The following is a 16,101-nucleotide window of genomic DNA, read 5'->3' as shown; positions in this document are numbered from 1 at the left end:
CCTTTTCACTCGTTGAGGGAAAAGGGTAGCAAATTGCCCCCGCCTACGGGCCTGCCTCAGACCGCGACCGGCGCCTTGATGTGCGGATGGGCCTCATAACCGACCAGTTCGAAGTCCTCGAACCTGAACGCCAGCAGGTCCCTGACCTCGGGGTTCAGCTTCATGCTCGGCAGCGGCAGCGGCTGACGGGTCAGCTGCAGGTCGGTCTGTTCGATGTGATTGGCGTACAGGTGGCAGTCACCGCCGGTCCAGATGAACTCGCCCGGCTGCAGGCCACAGACCTGCGCCACCATCAGCGTCAGCAGGGCGTAGCTGGCGATGTTGAAGGGCACGCCGAGAAAGATGTCCGCCGAGCGCTGGTAGAGTTGGCAGGACAGCTTGCCGTCGGCGACGTAGAACTGGAACAGCGCGTGGCAGGGCGGCAGCGCCATCTGCTCGACCAGCGCCGGGTTCCAGGCCGAGACGATCAGACGGCGCGAGTCCGGGTTGCTGCGGATCATCTCGACCAGCTTGCTGATCTGGTCGATGGACTCGCCGTTGGGCGCCGGCCAGCTGCGCCACTGGTAGCCGTAGACCGGGCCGAGGTTGCCGTTCTCGTCGGCCCACTCGTCCCAGATGCTGACGCCGTTGTCCTTGAGGTACTTGATGTTGGTGTCGCCCTGGAGGAACCACAGCAGCTCGTGGATGATCGAGCGCAGGTGGCACTTCTTGGTGGTGACGATGGGGAAGCCGTCGGCTAGGTCGAAACGCATCTGGTAGCCGAACACGCTGTAGGTGCCCGTGCCGGTACGGTCTTCCTTGAAGGTGCCGTGCTCACGCACGTGGCGCATCAGGTCGAGGTACTGTTTCATCAGGCGGCTCCTTGTACGAGCTGGCGCTTGTAGGCGTAGGCGATCAGGCCGATGCCGCCGAGGATCATCGGCAGGCAGAGGATCTGGCCCATGGTCAGCCAGCCCCAGGCCAGGTAGCCGAGCTGGGCATCCGGCACGCGGACGAACTCGACGATGAAGCGGAACACCCCGTAGCAGGCGGCGAACATCCCGGATACGGCCATGGTAGGACGCGGTTTGCGCGAGTAGAACCAGAGGATGACGAACAGCGCCACGCCTTCCAGGGCGAACTGGTACAGCTGCGACGGGTGCCGCGCCAACTGTTGCGGATCGGTGGGGAAGATCATCGCCCAGGGCACGTCACTGGCCTTGCCCCACAGCTCGGCGTTGATGAAGTTGCCGATACGCCCGGCACCGAGGCCGATCGGCACCAGCGGCGCGATGAAGTCCATCAGTTCGAAGAAACTCTTGCCGTTGCGCTTGCCGAACCACCAGGTCGCCAGCATCACCCCGATCAGGCCGCCATGGAAGGACATGCCGCCCTCCCAGACCCGCAGGATCTTCGCCGGTTCGGCGAGGTAGGCCGACAGGTCGTAGAACAGCACGTAGCCGAGGCGTCCGCCGAGGATCACCCCCATGGCCACCCAGAACACCAGGTCGGACAGCTTGTCCTTGTTCCAGCTCGCGTCGAAGCGTGCCAGACGACGCGAGGCCAGCCACCAAGCGCCACCGATGCCGATCAGGTACATCAGGCCGTACCAGTGGATTTTCAGGGGACCGAGGGCGATGGCCACCGGGTCGATCTGCGGATAAGGCAGCATCCAGGACTCCTTAGATGAGAAAACTCAGGCCCACGCTGAACAGCAGCAGGGCAAACAATCGCTTGAGCAGACGCGGCGACAGGCGATGAGCCAGGCGCGCGCCGATACGGGCAAAGAACATGCTGGTCACGGCGACCCCCAGCAAGGCCGGGAGATAGACGAAGCCCAGGCTCCACTGCGGCAGTTCCGCTTCGTTCCAGCCGGTGTAGACGAAGCTCAGCGCCCCGGCGATGGCGATCGGCAGGCCGCAGGCCGCCGAAGTCGCCACGGCCTGCTGCATCGGCACGCTGCGCCAGACCAGGAACGGCACGGTCAGCGAACCACCGCCAATACCGAAGATCGCCGAAGCCCAGCCGATCACCCCGCCCGCCACCGTCAGCGTGGGCTTGCCTGGGACACCGCCGCTGGCCTTGGGTTTCAGGTCCAGCACCATCTGCACGGCGATGACGATGGCGAAGGTACCGATGATTTTCTGCAGCAGCGGCCCCTGGATCAGCGCGGCGGTCATGGCCCCCAGCGCCGCCCCCAGCAGAATGCCGCCGGTCAGCCAGCGAAACAGCGGCCAGCGCACGGCCCCCATGCGGTGATGCGCCAGCAGCGAGTTGATCGAGGTGAAGACGATGGTCGCCAGGGACGTGCCGACCGCCAGGTGGGTGAGGATCTCCGGCGCCATGCCCTGCGAACTGAAGCTGAACACCAGTACCGGCACGATGATCAGGCCGCCGCCCACGCCGAACAGGCCGGCCAGCACACCGGCGGCCGCACCGAGCACCAGGTAGAGCAGCAGTTCCATCGACACCCCCGAAAACAAAGCGGCATGGTAGCGGAAATGCCCACTCAGCGGCACACGGATCGACGGAACGGTTGCCGCTTTCCCCCCGGCTCGCTAGCCTGCCAGGCTCTGCCATCAGAGGAACTCTCATGTGCCTGATCGTCTTCGCCTGGCAGCCGCAGGGCGCCATGCCCTTGCGCCTGGCAGCCAATCGCGACGAATTCTACGCGCGCCCCAGCGCCGCGCTGAGTGAATGGCAGGAGGCCCCGGGCGTATTCGCCGGGCGCGATCTGCAGGCCGGTGGAACCTGGCTGGGCGTCACCGCCGAGGGCCGCTTCGCCGCCCTGACCAATATCCGCGACCCTGGCCAGAAGATCGGCCCGCGCTCGCGCGGCGAACTGACCGCCGACTACCTGCGCGGCCAGGCTGCACCGCAGGCCTACCTGGAAACCCTGATGGCGCGGGCAGCCGACTATGCCGGCTTCAACCTGCTGCTCGGGGATGCGACTCAGCTCTGGTACTTCAACTCCCAGGAAAGGCAGGCGCATCGCCTGCAAGCCGGCGTCTACGGCCTGTCCAACGCCGGGCTGGACACCCCCTGGCCCAAACTGCTGCTGGCCAGAAGCACCCTGCAGGCGCATCTCGATGGCGCTGACGAGGAGCTGCTGGCGCTGCTGGCTGACCACAGCCAGCCAGCGGAGCACCTGCTACCGGATACCGGCATCGGCCTGGCCACGGAACGTCTGCTGTCGAGCGTGTTCATCGCCAGCGCCGCCTACGGCACGCGCGCCAGCACCGTGCTGAACCTTGGTCAGGATGGGCACTGGAACATCGTCGAACGCAGTTTCGGGCCGCACGGCGCCGTGTTGGGCGAAGTCAGGGTAAGCAGGTAGCCCGGAGGCGATCCGGGGAGCTTCCGTACGCAGTGGCTCCGGATTGCATCAGGCCCAGGGATGACGCGCCCGCAGGCGCGCCGTTCACGCCTGGATGTTGGACGCCGGGTTGATCACCCGACCCAGGCCGAGGTTGCGCAGCGCCAGATGCAGGGTGCTGTAGATCAGGTGCGGGTTGTCCATGCTCATCACCTGGCCCAGCAGTTCCCTGGCCTTGCTCTGGGTGATCTGGCGCAGCAGCCATTTCACCTTGGGCAGGTTGGTGGCGTTCATCGACAGCGAGTCGAAGCCCATGGCCAGCAGCAGCACCGCCGCCGCCGGGTCACCGGCCATCTCGCCGCAGATGCTCACCGGCTTGCCCTCGGTATGCGCATCGTTGACCACCTTCTGCAGGGCCTGCAGCACCGCCGGGTGGAGGAAGTCGTAGAGATCGGCCACCCGCGGGTTGTTGCGGTCGACCGCCAGCAGGTACTGGGTCAGGTCGTTGGAGCCGACCGAGAGGAAGTCCACCTGGCGCGCCAGCTCGCGCGTCTGGTAGACGGCGGCGGGAATCTCGATCATCAGGCCGATGGGCGGCAACGGCACGTCGGTGCCCTCGTCACGGACCTCGCCCCAGGCACGGTGGATCAGGTGCAGGGCCTCTTCCAGCTCCTGCGTGCCGGAGATCATCGGCAGCAGGATGCGCAGGTTGTTCAGGCCCTCGCTGGCCTTGAGCATGGCACGCGTCTGCACCAGGAAGATTTCCGGGTGATCGAGGGTCACGCGGATGCCACGCCAGCCAAGGAAGGGGTTCTCTTCCTTGATCGGGAAATAGGACAGCGCCTTGTCACCGCCGATATCCAGGGTGCGCATGGTCACCGGCAGCGGGTGGAAGGCCTGCAACTGCTCACGGTAAGTGGCCAGCTGCTCCTTCTCGCTGGGGAAGCGCTCGTTGATCATGAACGGCACTTCGGTGCGATACAGGCCCACGCCCTCGGCCCCGCGCTGCTGGGCGCGGGCGACGTCGGCGAGCAGGCCGGTGTTGACCCACAGCGGCATGCGCTGGCCGTCGAGGGTTTCGCAGGGCAGCGCGCGCAGGGCATCGAGCCCTTCGGTGAGCTGGCGCTCCTCCTCGACCACATCGGCGTACTGCTTGCTCAGCAGCTCGCTGGGGTTGGTGAAGACTTCACCGTGGTAGCCATCGACGATCAGCTTGATGCCGTCGATCTTCGAATACGGCAAGTCGACCACGCCCATGACCGTGGGAATGCCCATGGCGCGAGCGAAGATGGCGACATGGGAGTTGCCCGAGCCGGTCACCGAGATCAGGCCGGCCAGCTTGCCTTCCGGCACTTCGCCGAGCATCGCCGGCGACAGCTCCTCGCTGACCAGAATGGTGTTGTCGGGGTAGACCAGCGAGGTCTTGCGCTCTTCCTGCAGGTAGGCGAGCAGACGCCGGCCCAGGTCGCGCACGTCGGAGGCGCGCTCACGCAGGTAGGCGTCGTCCATCAGCTCGAAGCGCTTGACGTGGTCGAGCACCACCTGGCGCAGGGCGCCCTGCGCCCACTGGCCACTCTTGATGACCTTGCGCACCTCGTTACCCAGGGCGGCATCATCGAGCATCATCAGGTAGACATCGAACAGCGCGCGTTCTTCCTTGCGCAACTGGGTCGCGAGCTTCTCGGACAGCTCCTGCATGTCCTCGCGCACCCAGCCCAGCGCCTTGTCGAACAAGGCCAGCTCGGCGTCGATGTCATCGACGTTGCGGTCCGGTACCACATTCAGATCGGCCGGGGGCAGCACCACGACAGCGGTCCCCACCGCTGCCCCCGGCGCACCCGGCACGCCGACGAACTTGGCCTCCTGCACGCCCTTGCCCTGGCGCCCCAGGCCGCGAATCGAGCCGGTGGCCTCGGCGTGGGCGATCACGCCGGCGAGCTGGGCGCTCATGGTCACCAGGAAGGCTTCTTCGCCTTCGTCGAACTGGCGACGCTCCTTCTGCTGCACCACCAGTACGCCCATGACCCGGCGATGGTGGATGATCGGCGCACCGAGGAAGGAGGCGAAGCGTTCCTCGCCGGTTTCGGCAAAGTAGCGATAACGCGGGTGGCTGGCGGCGTCTTCGAGGTTCAGCGGCTCCTCACGGGTCCCGACGAGGCCGACCAGGCCTTCGTTGGGCGCCATGCTGACCTTGCCGATGGAGCGCTTGTTGAGGCCCTCGGTGGACATCAGGACGAAGCGATTGCTTTCCGGGTCGAGCAGATAGACCGAGCAGACCTGGCTGCCCATCGCTTCCTTGACCCGCTGCACGATGATCGACAACGCCGCCTTGAGATCCTTGGCGGCGTTCACTTCCTGGACGATCTTGCGCAGCGTATTGAGCATGCTCGATTGGGGTCCGTATCAGTCGCGCACGATCAGGCGCGGGGCGAGTTCCTTGAGCGCGCGGCGATAGACCTCGCGCTTGAATGTGACCACCTGGCCCAGCGGGTACCAGTAGCTGACCCAGCGCCAGCCATCGAATTCGGGCTTGCCGGTCAGGTCCATGCGTACGCGTTCCTCGGCACCGGTCAGGCGCAGCAGGAACCACTTCTGCTTCTGCCCGATGCACAGGGGCTGGCTGTGCGTGCGCACCAGGCGCTGCGGTAGACGATAACGCAACCAGCCTCGGGTGCAGGCGAGGATCTTCACATCCTGCTCTTCGAGCCCGACTTCTTCATTGAGTTCGCGGTACAACGCCTCTTCGGGCGATTCGCGATCATTGATGCCGCCTTGCGGAAACTGCCAGGCATCCTGATTGATGCGCCTGGCCCAGAGCACCTGGCCGACATCATTGGTCAGGATGATGCCGACATTCGGGCGAAAACCATCAGAGTCGATCACGGCAAGCAACCTCGTACACGCAAGTTCCGGCATTGTTCCACAAAGCCGAGTCCAGCAGCAACGCGGGTTTGGCGGCAGTGGGAAAGCCCGGCCAAAGCGGCTATTCTGGCGCGCCCCACGCGGGTGTTCACGAGGCCGCGAGCGCCGTCAGGCATGGCGAAGCCCGTCGAAAAGAGGCTGTGTACCAGCGGTACATGCACATTTTTCGCCAGGTTCCGCCACGACCGGGACGAGCGCAGCAGGCTGCAGATACTCCCTAATCCCTTTGCAGAACAGGTACAGAATCGTGCGTTTGGCCCTTTTCGATCTCGACAACACCCTGCTGGCCGGTGACAGCGACCATAGCTGGGGCGAATTCGTCTGCCAGCGCGGCCTGGTCGATGCAGCCGAGTACCTGGCGCGCAACGACGCGTTCTATGCCGACTACTGTGCCGGCAAGCTGGACGTGGTGGCCTACCAGAACTTCAGCCAGGCGATTCTCGGTCGCAGCGACATGGCACAACTGGCGCAATGGCGCCGCGAGTTCATGGCCGAAGTGATCGAGCCGATCATCCTGGCCAAGGGCGAGGCATTGCTGGCCGAACACCGCGCCGCCGGTGACAAGCTGGTGATCATCACCGCCACCAACCGCTTCGTCACCGCGCCCATCGCCGAGCGCCTGGGCGTGGACACCCTGATCGCCACCGAGTGCGGCATGCAGGACGGTCGCTACACCGGCCAGATCACCGGCACCCCCTGCTACCAGGGCGGCAAGGTGACCCGCTTGAACGCCTGGCTGAGCGAGACGGGCCACAGCCTGGACGGTGCCTATTTCTACAGTGATTCGCGCAACGACCTGCCGCTGCTGGAGGCCGTGGCCAACCCGGTGGCCGTGGACCCGGACGACGTGCTGCGCGCCACCGCCAGCGAGCGTGGCTGGCCGGTGATCTCGCTGCGCTGAGTACGGGCTGAAGCTGGCTTCGCGGCTGCAGCCGCTCCTACGCAGGCCATCGCCAGCCGCAGTCGTGTAGCCCGGATGCAATCCGGGCCACTCTGCTCAGACGGGCTTGGCGCCCATCAGCGCCATGATGGCGATCAGTAGCACGAGAATCAGCCCGGCATAGATCAGGCACAGGCGCTTCAGCGAAGTGGGCGCCGGCGCATCGCCCAGCGCGCGCCAGGCGGCCAGGCGCCCGGCCAGCAGCAAGCCGAGCAGCATCATCACGCCATAGAGGATGCTGCCCAGCAGCAGCCAGGTCTGCCCCAGCGGCCAGCCGGCGGCGTCTACCAGCCAGTAGCCACTGAGCGGCAGGCTCAGCGCCAGCACGGCAAAGGCAGGCAGGCTGAACAGCAGGGTCACGCGCAGCTTGCGCGCCAGCACGGCGGCATCACCGCCGCGCTGCGCCTTGAACAGCATGAACGCGTGCGCGATCAGGCCGAGCAGCAGCAACACGCCAGGGGCGCTGTGAAGAATACGAACCAGCAGATAGTGCTCCATCGAGGCTTCCTTTTTAGGTAGGGCGGGTGCAACCCGCCAACGCGCTCCAGCGGGTTACCCCCGCCCTACGGGTTCGAAAGTATCAGCCGAGAAACAGGCGATAAGCGGGGTTTTCGCTCTCGTCCCAGTAGGGATAGCCGATGGCGTCCAGGGCTGCCGGAACCAGGTGCCGCTCGTCGTCAGGCACCTGCAGGCCAGCCACCACGCGACCGTCGGCGGCGCCATGGTTGCGATAGTGGAACATCGAGATGTTCCAGCGCCCACCCAGCTTCTGCAGGAAGTTGAACAGCGCGCCCGGCCGCTCGGGGAACTCGAAGCGCAGCACCATCTCGTTGCTCACCCCGGCCGAATGACCGCCGACCATGTGGCGGATGTGCAGCTTGGCCAGTTCGTTGTCGGTCAGGTCCAGCACCGGGAAGCCCTGCGCACGCAGGCCCTCGACCAGCGCCTGGCGCGGATCGTTCTCCGGATGGGTCTGCACGCCGACGAAGATGTGCGCCTCGCGGTCGGTGTGATAGCGGTAGTTGAACTCGGTGATCTGGCGCTTGCCCACCGCCTCGCAGAAGGCCTTGAAACTGCCCGGCTGCTCGGGGATGGTCACGGCGATGATCGCCTCGCGCTTCTCGCCCAGCTCGGCGCGCTCGGCGACGTGGCGCAGGCGGTCGAAGTTGACGTTGGCGCCGGAGTCGATGCCCACCAGCACCGCCCCCTTGGCGCCCTCGCGCTCGACGTACTTCTTGATCCCGGCCACGGCCAGCGCACCGGCAGGCTCGGTGATCGAGCGGGTATCGTCGTAGATGTCCTTGATCGCCGCACAGATCTCGTCGGTGCTGACGGTGATCACCTCGTCGACGTGATCCTTGCAGATGTCGAAGGTGTGCTGGCCGATCTGCGCCACCGCCACACCATCGGCGAACAGCCCGACCGTCGGCAGCACCACGCGCTCGCCGGCAGCCAGCGCCGCCTGCAGGCAGTTGGAGTCGTCCGGCTCGACGCCGATCACCTTGATCTCCGGGCGCAGGTACTTCACGTAGGCCGCGATACCGGCGATCAGGCCGCCGCCGCCGACCGGTACGAAGATGGCATCGATATGCCCCTGGTGCTGACGCAGCACCTCCATGGCCACGGTGCCCTGCCCGGCGATCACCAGCGGGTCGTCGTAGGGATGGATGTAGGTGTAGCCCTTCTCCTCCACCAGCTTCAGCGAATGGGCCAGCGCCTCGGGGAAGGCGTCGCCGTGCAGCACCACCTTGCCGCCCCGCGAGCGCACGCCCTGCACCTTCAGCTCCGGCGTGGTGCGCGGCATGACGATGGTGGCCTTGACGCCCAGGTGCTTGGCGGCCAGGGCCAGGCCCTGCGCATGGTTGCCTGCCGAGGCGGTGACCACGCCGCGTGCCAGCTCCTCCGGCGACAGCTGCGCCAGCTTGTTGTAGGCGCCACGAATCTTGAACGAGTACACCGGCTGCAGATCCTCGCGCTTGAGCAGAATCTGGCTGCCCAGTCGCTCGCTGAGCTGACGGGCGGGTTGCAGCGGGGTTTCCACCGCGACGTCATAGACGCGCGAGGTGAGGGTCTTCTTCACGTACTGTTCGAGCATGGCGATTTCGCAGGCGTTCGGGCTTGGGAAGGGACTGCCGAGTCTACCCCAGCGCCGCGCCGGGCGACCATACGAAACACGCGGGTTTTGCCCCCGTCGGCGCAGCACTTGCGGCTATAATTCGCGCCTCAAGTCTCCCTCACTCCCAGGCACAGACCCGCGATGAACCAGGATCAGCTGAAACAGGCCGTGGCCCAGGCCGCCGTCGACCACATTCTTCCCCGCCTCGACAGCAAGAGCATCGTCGGCGTCGGCACCGGCTCCACCGCCAACTTCTTCATCGACGCACTGGCCAAGCACAAGATGGACTTCGACGGCGCCGTGGCCAGCTCGGAGGCCACCGCTGCCCGCCTGAAGGGTCACGGCATCCCGGTCTACGACCTCAACGCCGTCAGTGACCTGGAGTTCTACGTCGACGGCGCCGACGAGAGCGACGAGCACCTCAACCTGATCAAGGGCGGTGGCGCCGCCCTGACCCGCGAGAAGATCGTCGCTGCCGTGGCCAAGACCTTCATCTGCATCGCCGACGCCAGCAAGCTGGTGCCGGTGCTGGGCGCCTTCCCGCTGCCGGTGGAAGTCATCCCCATGGCACGCAGCCACGTGGCCCGCGAGCTGGTCAAGCTCGGCGGCGACCCGGTGTACCGCGAAGGCGTGCTGACCGACAACGGCAACATCATCCTCGACGTGCACAACATGTCGATCACCGATCCGGTGAAGCTGGAAGCCGATATCAACGCCATCGTCGGCGTGGTCACCAATGGCCTGTTCGCCGCTCGCCCGGCCGACCTGCTGCTGCTCGGCACGGCCGAAGGCGTGAAGACACTCAAGCCCTGAGGCGCCAGCAGTTGCGTCAATCGTGGCCCGCATGACATCCGGGGCAGACGCATCGGAAACGCCCGGATTGCATCCGGGCTACGGCGTCGCCTGATCGAGCAGGCGGCGCAGCTCCGCGCTGAGCGGCATCGGCTTGAACGCACTGACCCGCGCCCGCCCGCTGTTGCCGAGCGGTACCCAGAGGCGCGAGAACAGTAACGCCGCCAGGATGCGCGGCAGCTGCCCCAGCACCTCGCGCACATCACCCAGCTGCCAACCGGCGCGCAGCATCAGCCAGTGCGCACGGGCATGTAGCCAGGGACGACGCTGGGTGAGGACATGCGCACGCTCCAGCCAGGGCAGTGCCTCGGCAGCCCGCGCGTCGGCCAGGGCGGCCAGGGCCTGGGCGAAGGCCTCGTCGACGGCCAGTTGCCAGTTCTCGTTCATCCTCGATGCCCTCATTTGCGCAGCAGGCGCAGGCCATTGAACACCACCATCAGGCTCACCCCCATGTCGGCGAACACCGCCATCCACATGGTCGCCTCGCCCGCCAGGGTCATGCCCAGGAAGATCGCCTTGATACCCAGCGCCAGCACGATGTTCTGCAGCAGGATCGCGTGAGTCTGCCGCGACAGGCGGACGAATGCTGGAATCTTGCGCAGATCGTCGTCCATCAGGGCGACATCTGCCGTCTCGATGGCGGTATCGGTTCCGGCGGCGCCCATGGCGAAGCCAATCTCCGCCCTGGCCAGCGCCGGTGCGTCGTTGATGCCGTCGCCGACCATGCCGACCACCTTGCCCTGCGCCTGCCGCGCCTCGACCCAGGCCAGCTTGTCCGCCGGCAGCAGGTCGCCACGTGCCTCATCGACACCGACCTGCTCGGCGATGGCGGCGGCCGTGTGGGCGTTGTCGCCGGTGAGCATGCAGGTACGCACGCCCAGTTCGTGCAGCTCACCGACCGCCTCGCGGCTGCTCTGGCGCACCGTATCGGCCACGGCGAAGAGCATCAGCGCGCGCTGCTCGTCGCACAGCACCACCACGCTCTTGCCCTGCCGTTCCAGGGTTTCCAGGCGCTCTTCCAGCTGCGCCGAGCAGAGCCCGAGGTCTTCGACCAGACGGTGATTGCCCAGGTACAGTAGGGTACCGTCGACCACCCCCTGGGTGCCCCGCCCCGGCAGTGCCGCGAACGCCTCGACCTCGCGCAGCGCCCGCCCCTGCTCCTCGGCGTGCAGGGCCAGCGCCCGTGACACCGGGTGATCGGAACGTGCGGCCAGGCTCGCCGCCCACACGGCGTGCAGCGGCTGCTCCGCCTCCAGGAGATGAAGGCTGTCGGTCTGCACCGGCTTGCCGTGGGTCAGGGTGCCGGTCTTGTCCAGCGCCAGCATGGCCAGATGACGGCCGTTCTCCAGGTACACGCCGCCCTTGACCAGGATGCCCTTGCGCGCGGCAGCGGCCAGGCCACTGACGATGGTCACCGGGGTGGAGATCACCAGCGCACAGGGGCAGGCCACCACCAGCAACACCAGAGCGCGGTAGATCCAGTCGAGCCAGGCGCCGCCGATCACCAGCGGCGGCAGCACCGCGACCGCCAGGGCGAAGGCGAAGACCGCCGGGGTGTAGATGCGCGAGAACTGGTCGACGAAGCGCTGGGTCGGTGCACGCGAGCCCTGCGCCTCCTCCACCGCATGGATGATGCGCGCCAGCGTGGTATCGCGCGCCGCCGCCGTTACGCGGAACTCCAGCGAACCGGCTTCGTTGATGGTGCCGGCGAACAGCGGATCGCCCACGCGCTTCTCCACCGGCAGGCTTTCTCCGGTGATCGGCGCCTGATTGACCGTCGAGCTGCCGCCGACCACCTCACCGTCGAGGCTGATGCGCTCGCCGGGGCGCACGCGCACCAGCGCATCCACGGCGATGCCCTGCACGTCCACCTCCTGCCAGCTGCCGTCGGCCTGCCTGACCGTGGCGCGCGGCGGGGCCAGGTCCATCAGCCCGCGAATGGCGTTGCGTGCCCGGTCCAGCGAGCGCGCCTCGATCAGCTCGGCCAGGGTGAACAGCACCATCACCATCGCCGCCTCGGGCCACTGACCGATGAGCACCGCACCGGTCACGGCGATGCTCATCAGCGCATTGATGTTGAGGTTGCGGTTTTTCAGGGCGATCCAGCCCTTCTTGTAGGTGGTCAGGCCACACAGGCCGATGGCGGTGATGGCCAGCAGCGCCACCAGCCAGTCAGGCCCCAGCGTCGCAAAGTGCACGCCCTCCGAGGCGGTCGCCGCGACAGCAGCCAGCAGCAACGGCCAGGCGGACTTCTTCACGGGCTCGGCGGCCGCTGCCTGCGCGGCATCGTCCTCTTCCAGCTGCGGGGTGAAGCCCAGGCCGCGAATGGCCGGCAACACCTGGGCCAGCGCACCGTCATCATGGCTGACGGTCAGCACCCGCTGCAGCAGGTTGAACTGCAGCCCCGCCACACCGGGCAGACGCCCCAGCGCATCGCGGATCAGGCGTTCTTCCGTGGGGCAATCCATCTGCTCGATGCGGATACGCGTATTGACCGCCCCGGTCAGCGGCTCGTCGGTGAACGACGACTGCGCGGCGCCGTGCTCATTCCCGGCATGATCGTGATCATGGCCGTGCTCGTGACGAACGGGTGACGGTTCGGGCGAATGGTCGCAACAACGACTCATGGCAACTCTCCTTCAAGTGACTGTTGCCGAGTACACACCCTGTAGTCACTATAGGGTCAACCCCCAAAGGAGGCTTGCGCATGAAGATTGGCGAATTGGCGAAGAAGGCCGGCTGCCAGGTCGAGACGGTCCGCTACTACGAGCGCGAGGGCCTGTTGCCGGCACCCGCGCGGAGCGAAGGCAACTATCGCCTGTACGGCAGCGAGCACCTCGAGCGCCTGGTGTTCATCCGCAACTGCCGCACGCTGGACATGACGCTGGACGAGATCCAGCGCCTGCTGTCCCTGCGCGACCTGCCTCACGAGAGCTGCGCCGGCATCAACAGCCTGGTGGACGAACACATCGAGCACGTGGAAGCGCGCATCAACAGCCTGCTCGCGCTGCGCGACCAGTTGAGCGAGCTGCGTGACCGCTGCAACGGCCCGCAGGAGGCCGAGGACTGCGGCATCCTGCGCCAGCTCAACGCCAGCGGCGGCGTGCAGCCGCTGCCGGATGACGGCCACACCCACGTGGGCAAGAGCCACTCGCACTGAGCCTGTCGACCGCGAGCGATCCGCGCATATCGCGGGAACTGGGCTAGGCTTGCTCTGCACAGTGCAACACCCACGGTATGTCACCGGTTCCCAGAGGGAGATACGCATGTCTGGAAAGTTCGAACTGAAGAAGGCCAAAGACGGCCAGTTCTATTTCAATCTGCTGGCCGGCAATGGCCAGGTCATTCTCAGCAGCGAGATGTACAAGGCCAAGGACTCGGCGCTCAACGGCATCGACTCGGTCAAGAAGAATGCCCAGCGCGAAGGGGCGTTCGAGACCAAGATATCGAGTAACGACAAACACTATTTCGTGCTCAAGGCCACCAACGGCCAGGTCGTCGGGCAAAGCCAGATGTACAGCAGCGCCTCGGCCTGCAAAGGCGGCATCGAGTCCGTGCAGAACAACGCACCCGGCGCCGAGACGGACGACCAGAGCGCCTAGTCTGCCGGCTTCCTGAACAGGTAGAAGAGATTGGGCTCGCTGATCAGGTAGAGATTGCCCGCCTGGTCCGAAGCGATGCCCTCGGCCTGCGGCACGCCGTGCTGCAGGCCATGCTGGCCGCGCAGCAACGACAGGGTGCTGACCGGCTCACCTGCCGCATTCAGTTCGATCACCAGCCGCGATTCGTCGGACAGGGCCAGCAGGTGGCCGGTGGCCGAATCGAAATCCAGGCTCGACAGGTCGCGGACGAACAGGCGCGCATCGCGTTTCGGGTCGGTGTTGACCTGCAACGCCAGCGGCTTGCTCTCGTCGATGTGCGGGAAACCCAGCACTTCGAAGATCCGCACCGGATCACGCTCCTTGGCCACCAGCAAACGCTGGCCCTGCGCGTCGTAGGCCAGCCCCTCGAAGCCCTTGTTGCCGTTGCGCCCGATGCCCAGTGACAGCTGCTGGAAGTCGGCGGCGTCGAGCACAGCGGTGTCATCGTCGATCCGCACCTTGACCAGACGCTGCTCGCGCTCGTCGGCGATCACGTAGGTGCCTGGCCCCACGTACTCGATGGCCTCGGGATCGCCGAACCCCTCTAGGTCGATCGTGCGCAGGAGCTCGCCCTGCAGGTTCAGCTCGATCACCCTGGCCGGCTTGTTGGTGACGCTGAACAGGCTGCTCCGGTCCGGATCGTAGGTCAGTGCCGAGACGTCGCGGATATCGGCGATGGGCCTGGCCTCGATCACCACCCGGTAGTCGCCGAGCCACAGCGACTGCTCGCGCCACTGCGCGCCATGCTGCCATTCCTGCACCGAGAACCAGGCGCGCTCGAACAGCCGGTATTGCTGGGCCAGCACGGCACCGCCCAGCAGGACGAACAGCAGCAGGTAGAGCCAGGGGTTGATGGAAAGCAGGCGGCGCATGGCGGTTTTCTCTTACGACCACGGAAAAGCCCGCCACAGCATTGCTGCGGCGGGCATGCAGAACGTCACGATCAGTTGATCAGCTCGACCCGGTCGACGTCGATCTCACGGCTGTTGAAGTCCTTGTCGACTTCACCGGTCAGGCGCACCTTGGCGGTTTCCGAGACCTTCTGGGCCGGCCAGTCTTCGTCGTCGATCTCGACCTGAATGGTGCCGGTGGCGTCCTTGAATTCATAGAGCTCGTCCTGCAGGCGCTTGACGATCTGCCCTTCCAGCACCACCTGGGTATCGTCGGCAGCCTGCAGCGCGGCGGATACGGTGGTGACCTGCGGCGTGGCGCCGGGGCCGGTGTAGCCGGTGGCGAAAGCGGCAGTGCTGAGCAGCGGCAGGACCATCAGGGCGAGAGCGGTACGTTTCATGGCGTGAACCTCGTTGTTCGTAAGTGACGGGGTCAGATTAGTGCCGCTAGCTGAAGCCAGACTGAATCGGCGCTTAAGCCAAGCTTAATCCGTCACCCCGCTCGGCCCGCCTTCGCGGCGGGCTTGCTGAACACGTAGAACAGGTTGGGTTCGGCGACGATATAGATGTTGCCGTCCTCATCCATGGCCACGCCCTCGGCCTGCTCGATCCCGTCCTCCAGCCCGTTGAGGCCGCCATTGAGGCTGAGAAAGCTGACCGGCCTGCCGGCACGATCCACTTCCAGCAGCATGCGCGACTCGTCGGAGAGTACCAGCAGGTGGCCGGTACGCCCGTCGACACTCAGCGAGGAGATGTCGCGCAACCCGAGATGTTGCGCCGCCAGGGGCTGCAGCGCCCCGACGCTACCGTCCTCGCCCGGGAACGGCAGGCTGAACAGGCCCAGCGGCCCACGCTCCTTGCCCAGGATCACGCTGTGGCTGCGCGAATCCCAGCCCAGCCCTTCGAAGCCCTTGTTGCCGGCATCGGCGAAGCCCAGGTCGAACCCGGCAAGACCGGCGGCATCGAGTGCCAGGTCATCGTCCTTCAGGGTAAAGGTGGTGAGCTGGCGGCGACGTTCGTCGACGATGCCCATCAGGCCGTTGTCCATCACCTCGACGCCTTCCGGGTTGGCGAAGCCTTTCAGCTCGATGCGCCGCAGAATCTCGCCCTGGAGCGACAGCTCCACCAGCAGGGGATGCTTGCCCGTGACGGTGAACAGGGTCCTGGTCGCCGGGTTGTAGGTCAGCCCGGAGGTCTCATCCTTGTCCAGACCGCTCAGGGCCTTGGCCTGGATCACCGCGCGGTAGCCCGGCAGCCACACGCTGGCCAGGCGATCGACCAGGGGCGTGGAGCGCTCCTGCAGCCAGAGCCGGGCACGATCATCCCAATGCTGGGTGAGTACCAGAGCGCCTAGCGCCACGAACGCCAGGGCCGCCAGGCAAAGGCCCTGGCGGCGAATACGCGGGAAGGATGAGGACATCGGCGACTACTCGACTGCATGGGAA

The 16,101-nt window shown here is 66.1% G+C and carries 17 protein-coding genes; 5 read left to right on the top strand and 12 right to left on the bottom strand.

The features are described 5' to 3' along the window. Window positions 1-56: 56 nt before the first annotated feature. Genes E4487_RS19745 through E4487_RS19735 form a run of 3 tightly spaced genes read right to left on the bottom strand, consistent with a single transcriptional unit; the run spans window position 57 to window position 2,444 of the window. Window positions 57-851 (bottom strand): thymidylate synthase, encoded by a 795-nt coding sequence (locus tag E4487_RS19745; protein WP_037055209.1) that lies wholly within the window; start codon window positions 849-851, stop codon window positions 57-59. Then, complete coding sequence (lgt, locus tag E4487_RS19740; protein WP_175254179.1) at window positions 851-1,651, bottom strand: prolipoprotein diacylglyceryl transferase; 801 nt, start codon at window positions 1,649-1,651, stop codon at window positions 851-853. The genes E4487_RS19745 and lgt overlap by 1 nt, the downstream gene beginning before the upstream one ends. A 10-nt stretch (window positions 1,652-1,661) precedes the next feature. Next, a complete protein-coding gene (locus E4487_RS19735) occupies window positions 1,662-2,444 on the bottom strand; it encodes a sulfite exporter TauE/SafE family protein (protein WP_175254178.1) in 783 nt (260 codons plus the stop codon). 128 nt (window positions 2,445-2,572) lie between these two features. Here E4487_RS19735 and E4487_RS19730 point away from each other — a divergent pair, with 128 nt between their 5' ends. Then, window positions 2,573-3,316, top strand: a complete 744-nt coding sequence (locus E4487_RS19730) for an NRDE family protein (protein WP_175254177.1) — start codon at window positions 2,573-2,575, stop codon at window positions 3,314-3,316. Between the two features lie 84 nt (window positions 3,317-3,400). Here the strand turns inward: E4487_RS19730 and ptsP are convergent, their stop codons facing one another. Together ptsP and E4487_RS19720 are read right to left on the bottom strand one after the other, a co-directional pair. Continuing rightward, complete coding sequence (ptsP, locus tag E4487_RS19725) at window positions 3,401-5,680, bottom strand: phosphoenolpyruvate--protein phosphotransferase (RefSeq protein WP_037055218.1); 2,280 nt, start codon at window positions 5,678-5,680, stop codon at window positions 3,401-3,403. Window positions 5,681-5,698: 18 nt separating this feature from the next. Next, entirely contained in the window at window positions 5,699-6,178 is a 480-nt protein-coding gene (locus E4487_RS19720) for an RNA pyrophosphohydrolase (protein ID WP_021445072.1), read from the bottom strand. 286 nt (window positions 6,179-6,464) lie between these two features. Here E4487_RS19720 and E4487_RS19715 point away from each other — a divergent pair, with 286 nt between their 5' ends. Beyond that, entirely contained in the window at window positions 6,465-7,118 is a 654-nt protein-coding gene (locus tag E4487_RS19715; protein WP_175254176.1) for an HAD family hydrolase, read from the top strand. Window positions 7,119-7,214: 96 nt separating this feature from the next. On the opposite strand, the gene E4487_RS19710 is transcribed toward E4487_RS19715, so the two are convergent. Together E4487_RS19710 and ilvA are read right to left on the bottom strand one after the other, a co-directional pair. Then, window positions 7,215-7,655, bottom strand: coding sequence for a DUF2269 domain-containing protein (locus tag E4487_RS19710; protein ID WP_175254175.1), 441 nt, complete (start codon window positions 7,653-7,655; stop codon window positions 7,215-7,217). A gap of 82 nt (window positions 7,656-7,737) precedes the next feature. After that, window positions 7,738-9,252 carry a threonine ammonia-lyase, biosynthetic gene (gene ilvA / locus E4487_RS19705; protein ID WP_037055227.1) on the bottom strand — a complete coding sequence of 505 codons (1,515 nt, stop codon included), beginning with the start codon at window positions 9,250-9,252 and terminating at the stop codon, window positions 7,738-7,740. Window positions 9,253-9,414: 162 nt separating this feature from the next. On the opposite strand from ilvA, the gene rpiA reads away from it, so the two are divergent. Next, complete coding sequence (gene rpiA, locus E4487_RS19700) at window positions 9,415-10,086, top strand: ribose-5-phosphate isomerase RpiA (protein ID WP_037055230.1); 672 nt, start codon at window positions 9,415-9,417, stop codon at window positions 10,084-10,086. Window positions 10,087-10,164: 78 nt separating this feature from the next. Here rpiA and E4487_RS19695 read toward each other — a convergent pair whose 3' ends face one another. After that, window positions 10,165-10,512 carry a DUF3703 domain-containing protein gene (locus E4487_RS19695; RefSeq protein ID WP_175254174.1) on the bottom strand — a complete coding sequence of 116 codons (348 nt, stop codon included), beginning with the start codon at window positions 10,510-10,512 and terminating at the stop codon, window positions 10,165-10,167. A gap of 11 nt (window positions 10,513-10,523) precedes the next feature. After that, window positions 10,524-12,752: a heavy metal translocating P-type ATPase gene (locus tag E4487_RS19690; protein WP_175254173.1), complete on the bottom strand. Its 2,229-nt coding sequence runs from the start codon at window positions 12,750-12,752 to the stop codon at window positions 10,524-10,526. A gap of 80 nt (window positions 12,753-12,832) precedes the next feature. Between E4487_RS19690 and cadR the strand changes: the two genes are divergently transcribed. Together cadR and E4487_RS19680 are read left to right on the top strand one after the other, a co-directional pair. Beyond that, entirely contained in the window at window positions 12,833-13,285 is a 453-nt protein-coding gene (cadR, locus tag E4487_RS19685; protein WP_037055241.1) for a Cd(II)/Pb(II)-responsive transcriptional regulator, read from the top strand. Window positions 13,286-13,391: 106 nt separating this feature from the next. After that, window positions 13,392-13,727 carry a YegP family protein gene (locus tag E4487_RS19680; protein WP_037055242.1) on the top strand — a complete coding sequence of 112 codons (336 nt, stop codon included), beginning with the start codon at window positions 13,392-13,394 and terminating at the stop codon, window positions 13,725-13,727. Here E4487_RS19680 and E4487_RS19675 read toward each other — a convergent pair. From E4487_RS19675 to E4487_RS19665, 3 genes are all read right to left on the bottom strand, one after another. Next, entirely contained in the window at window positions 13,724-14,638 is a 915-nt protein-coding gene (locus E4487_RS19675; protein WP_175254172.1) for an SdiA-regulated domain-containing protein, read from the bottom strand. The two genes, E4487_RS19680 and E4487_RS19675, sit on opposite strands and share 4 nt — an antisense overlap. A gap of 71 nt (window positions 14,639-14,709) precedes the next feature. Further along, a complete protein-coding gene (locus tag E4487_RS19670; RefSeq protein WP_047584788.1) occupies window positions 14,710-15,057 on the bottom strand; it encodes a NirD/YgiW/YdeI family stress tolerance protein in 348 nt (115 codons plus the stop codon). Between the two features lie 92 nt (window positions 15,058-15,149). Further along, on the bottom strand, window positions 15,150-16,076 hold the full coding sequence (locus E4487_RS19665; RefSeq protein WP_175254171.1) for an SdiA-regulated domain-containing protein: 927 nt from the start codon (window positions 16,074-16,076) through the stop codon (window positions 15,150-15,152). Window positions 16,077-16,101: the final 25 nt, after the last annotated feature.

The organism is Pseudomonas sp. BMW13, from assembly GCF_013357275.1.
GTDB lineage: Bacteria > Pseudomonadota > Gammaproteobacteria > Pseudomonadales > Pseudomonadaceae > Aquipseudomonas > Aquipseudomonas khazarica.
The sequence above is the reverse complement of the archived record's forward strand: the minus strand, read 5'-3'. Positions and strand labels throughout refer to the sequence as shown.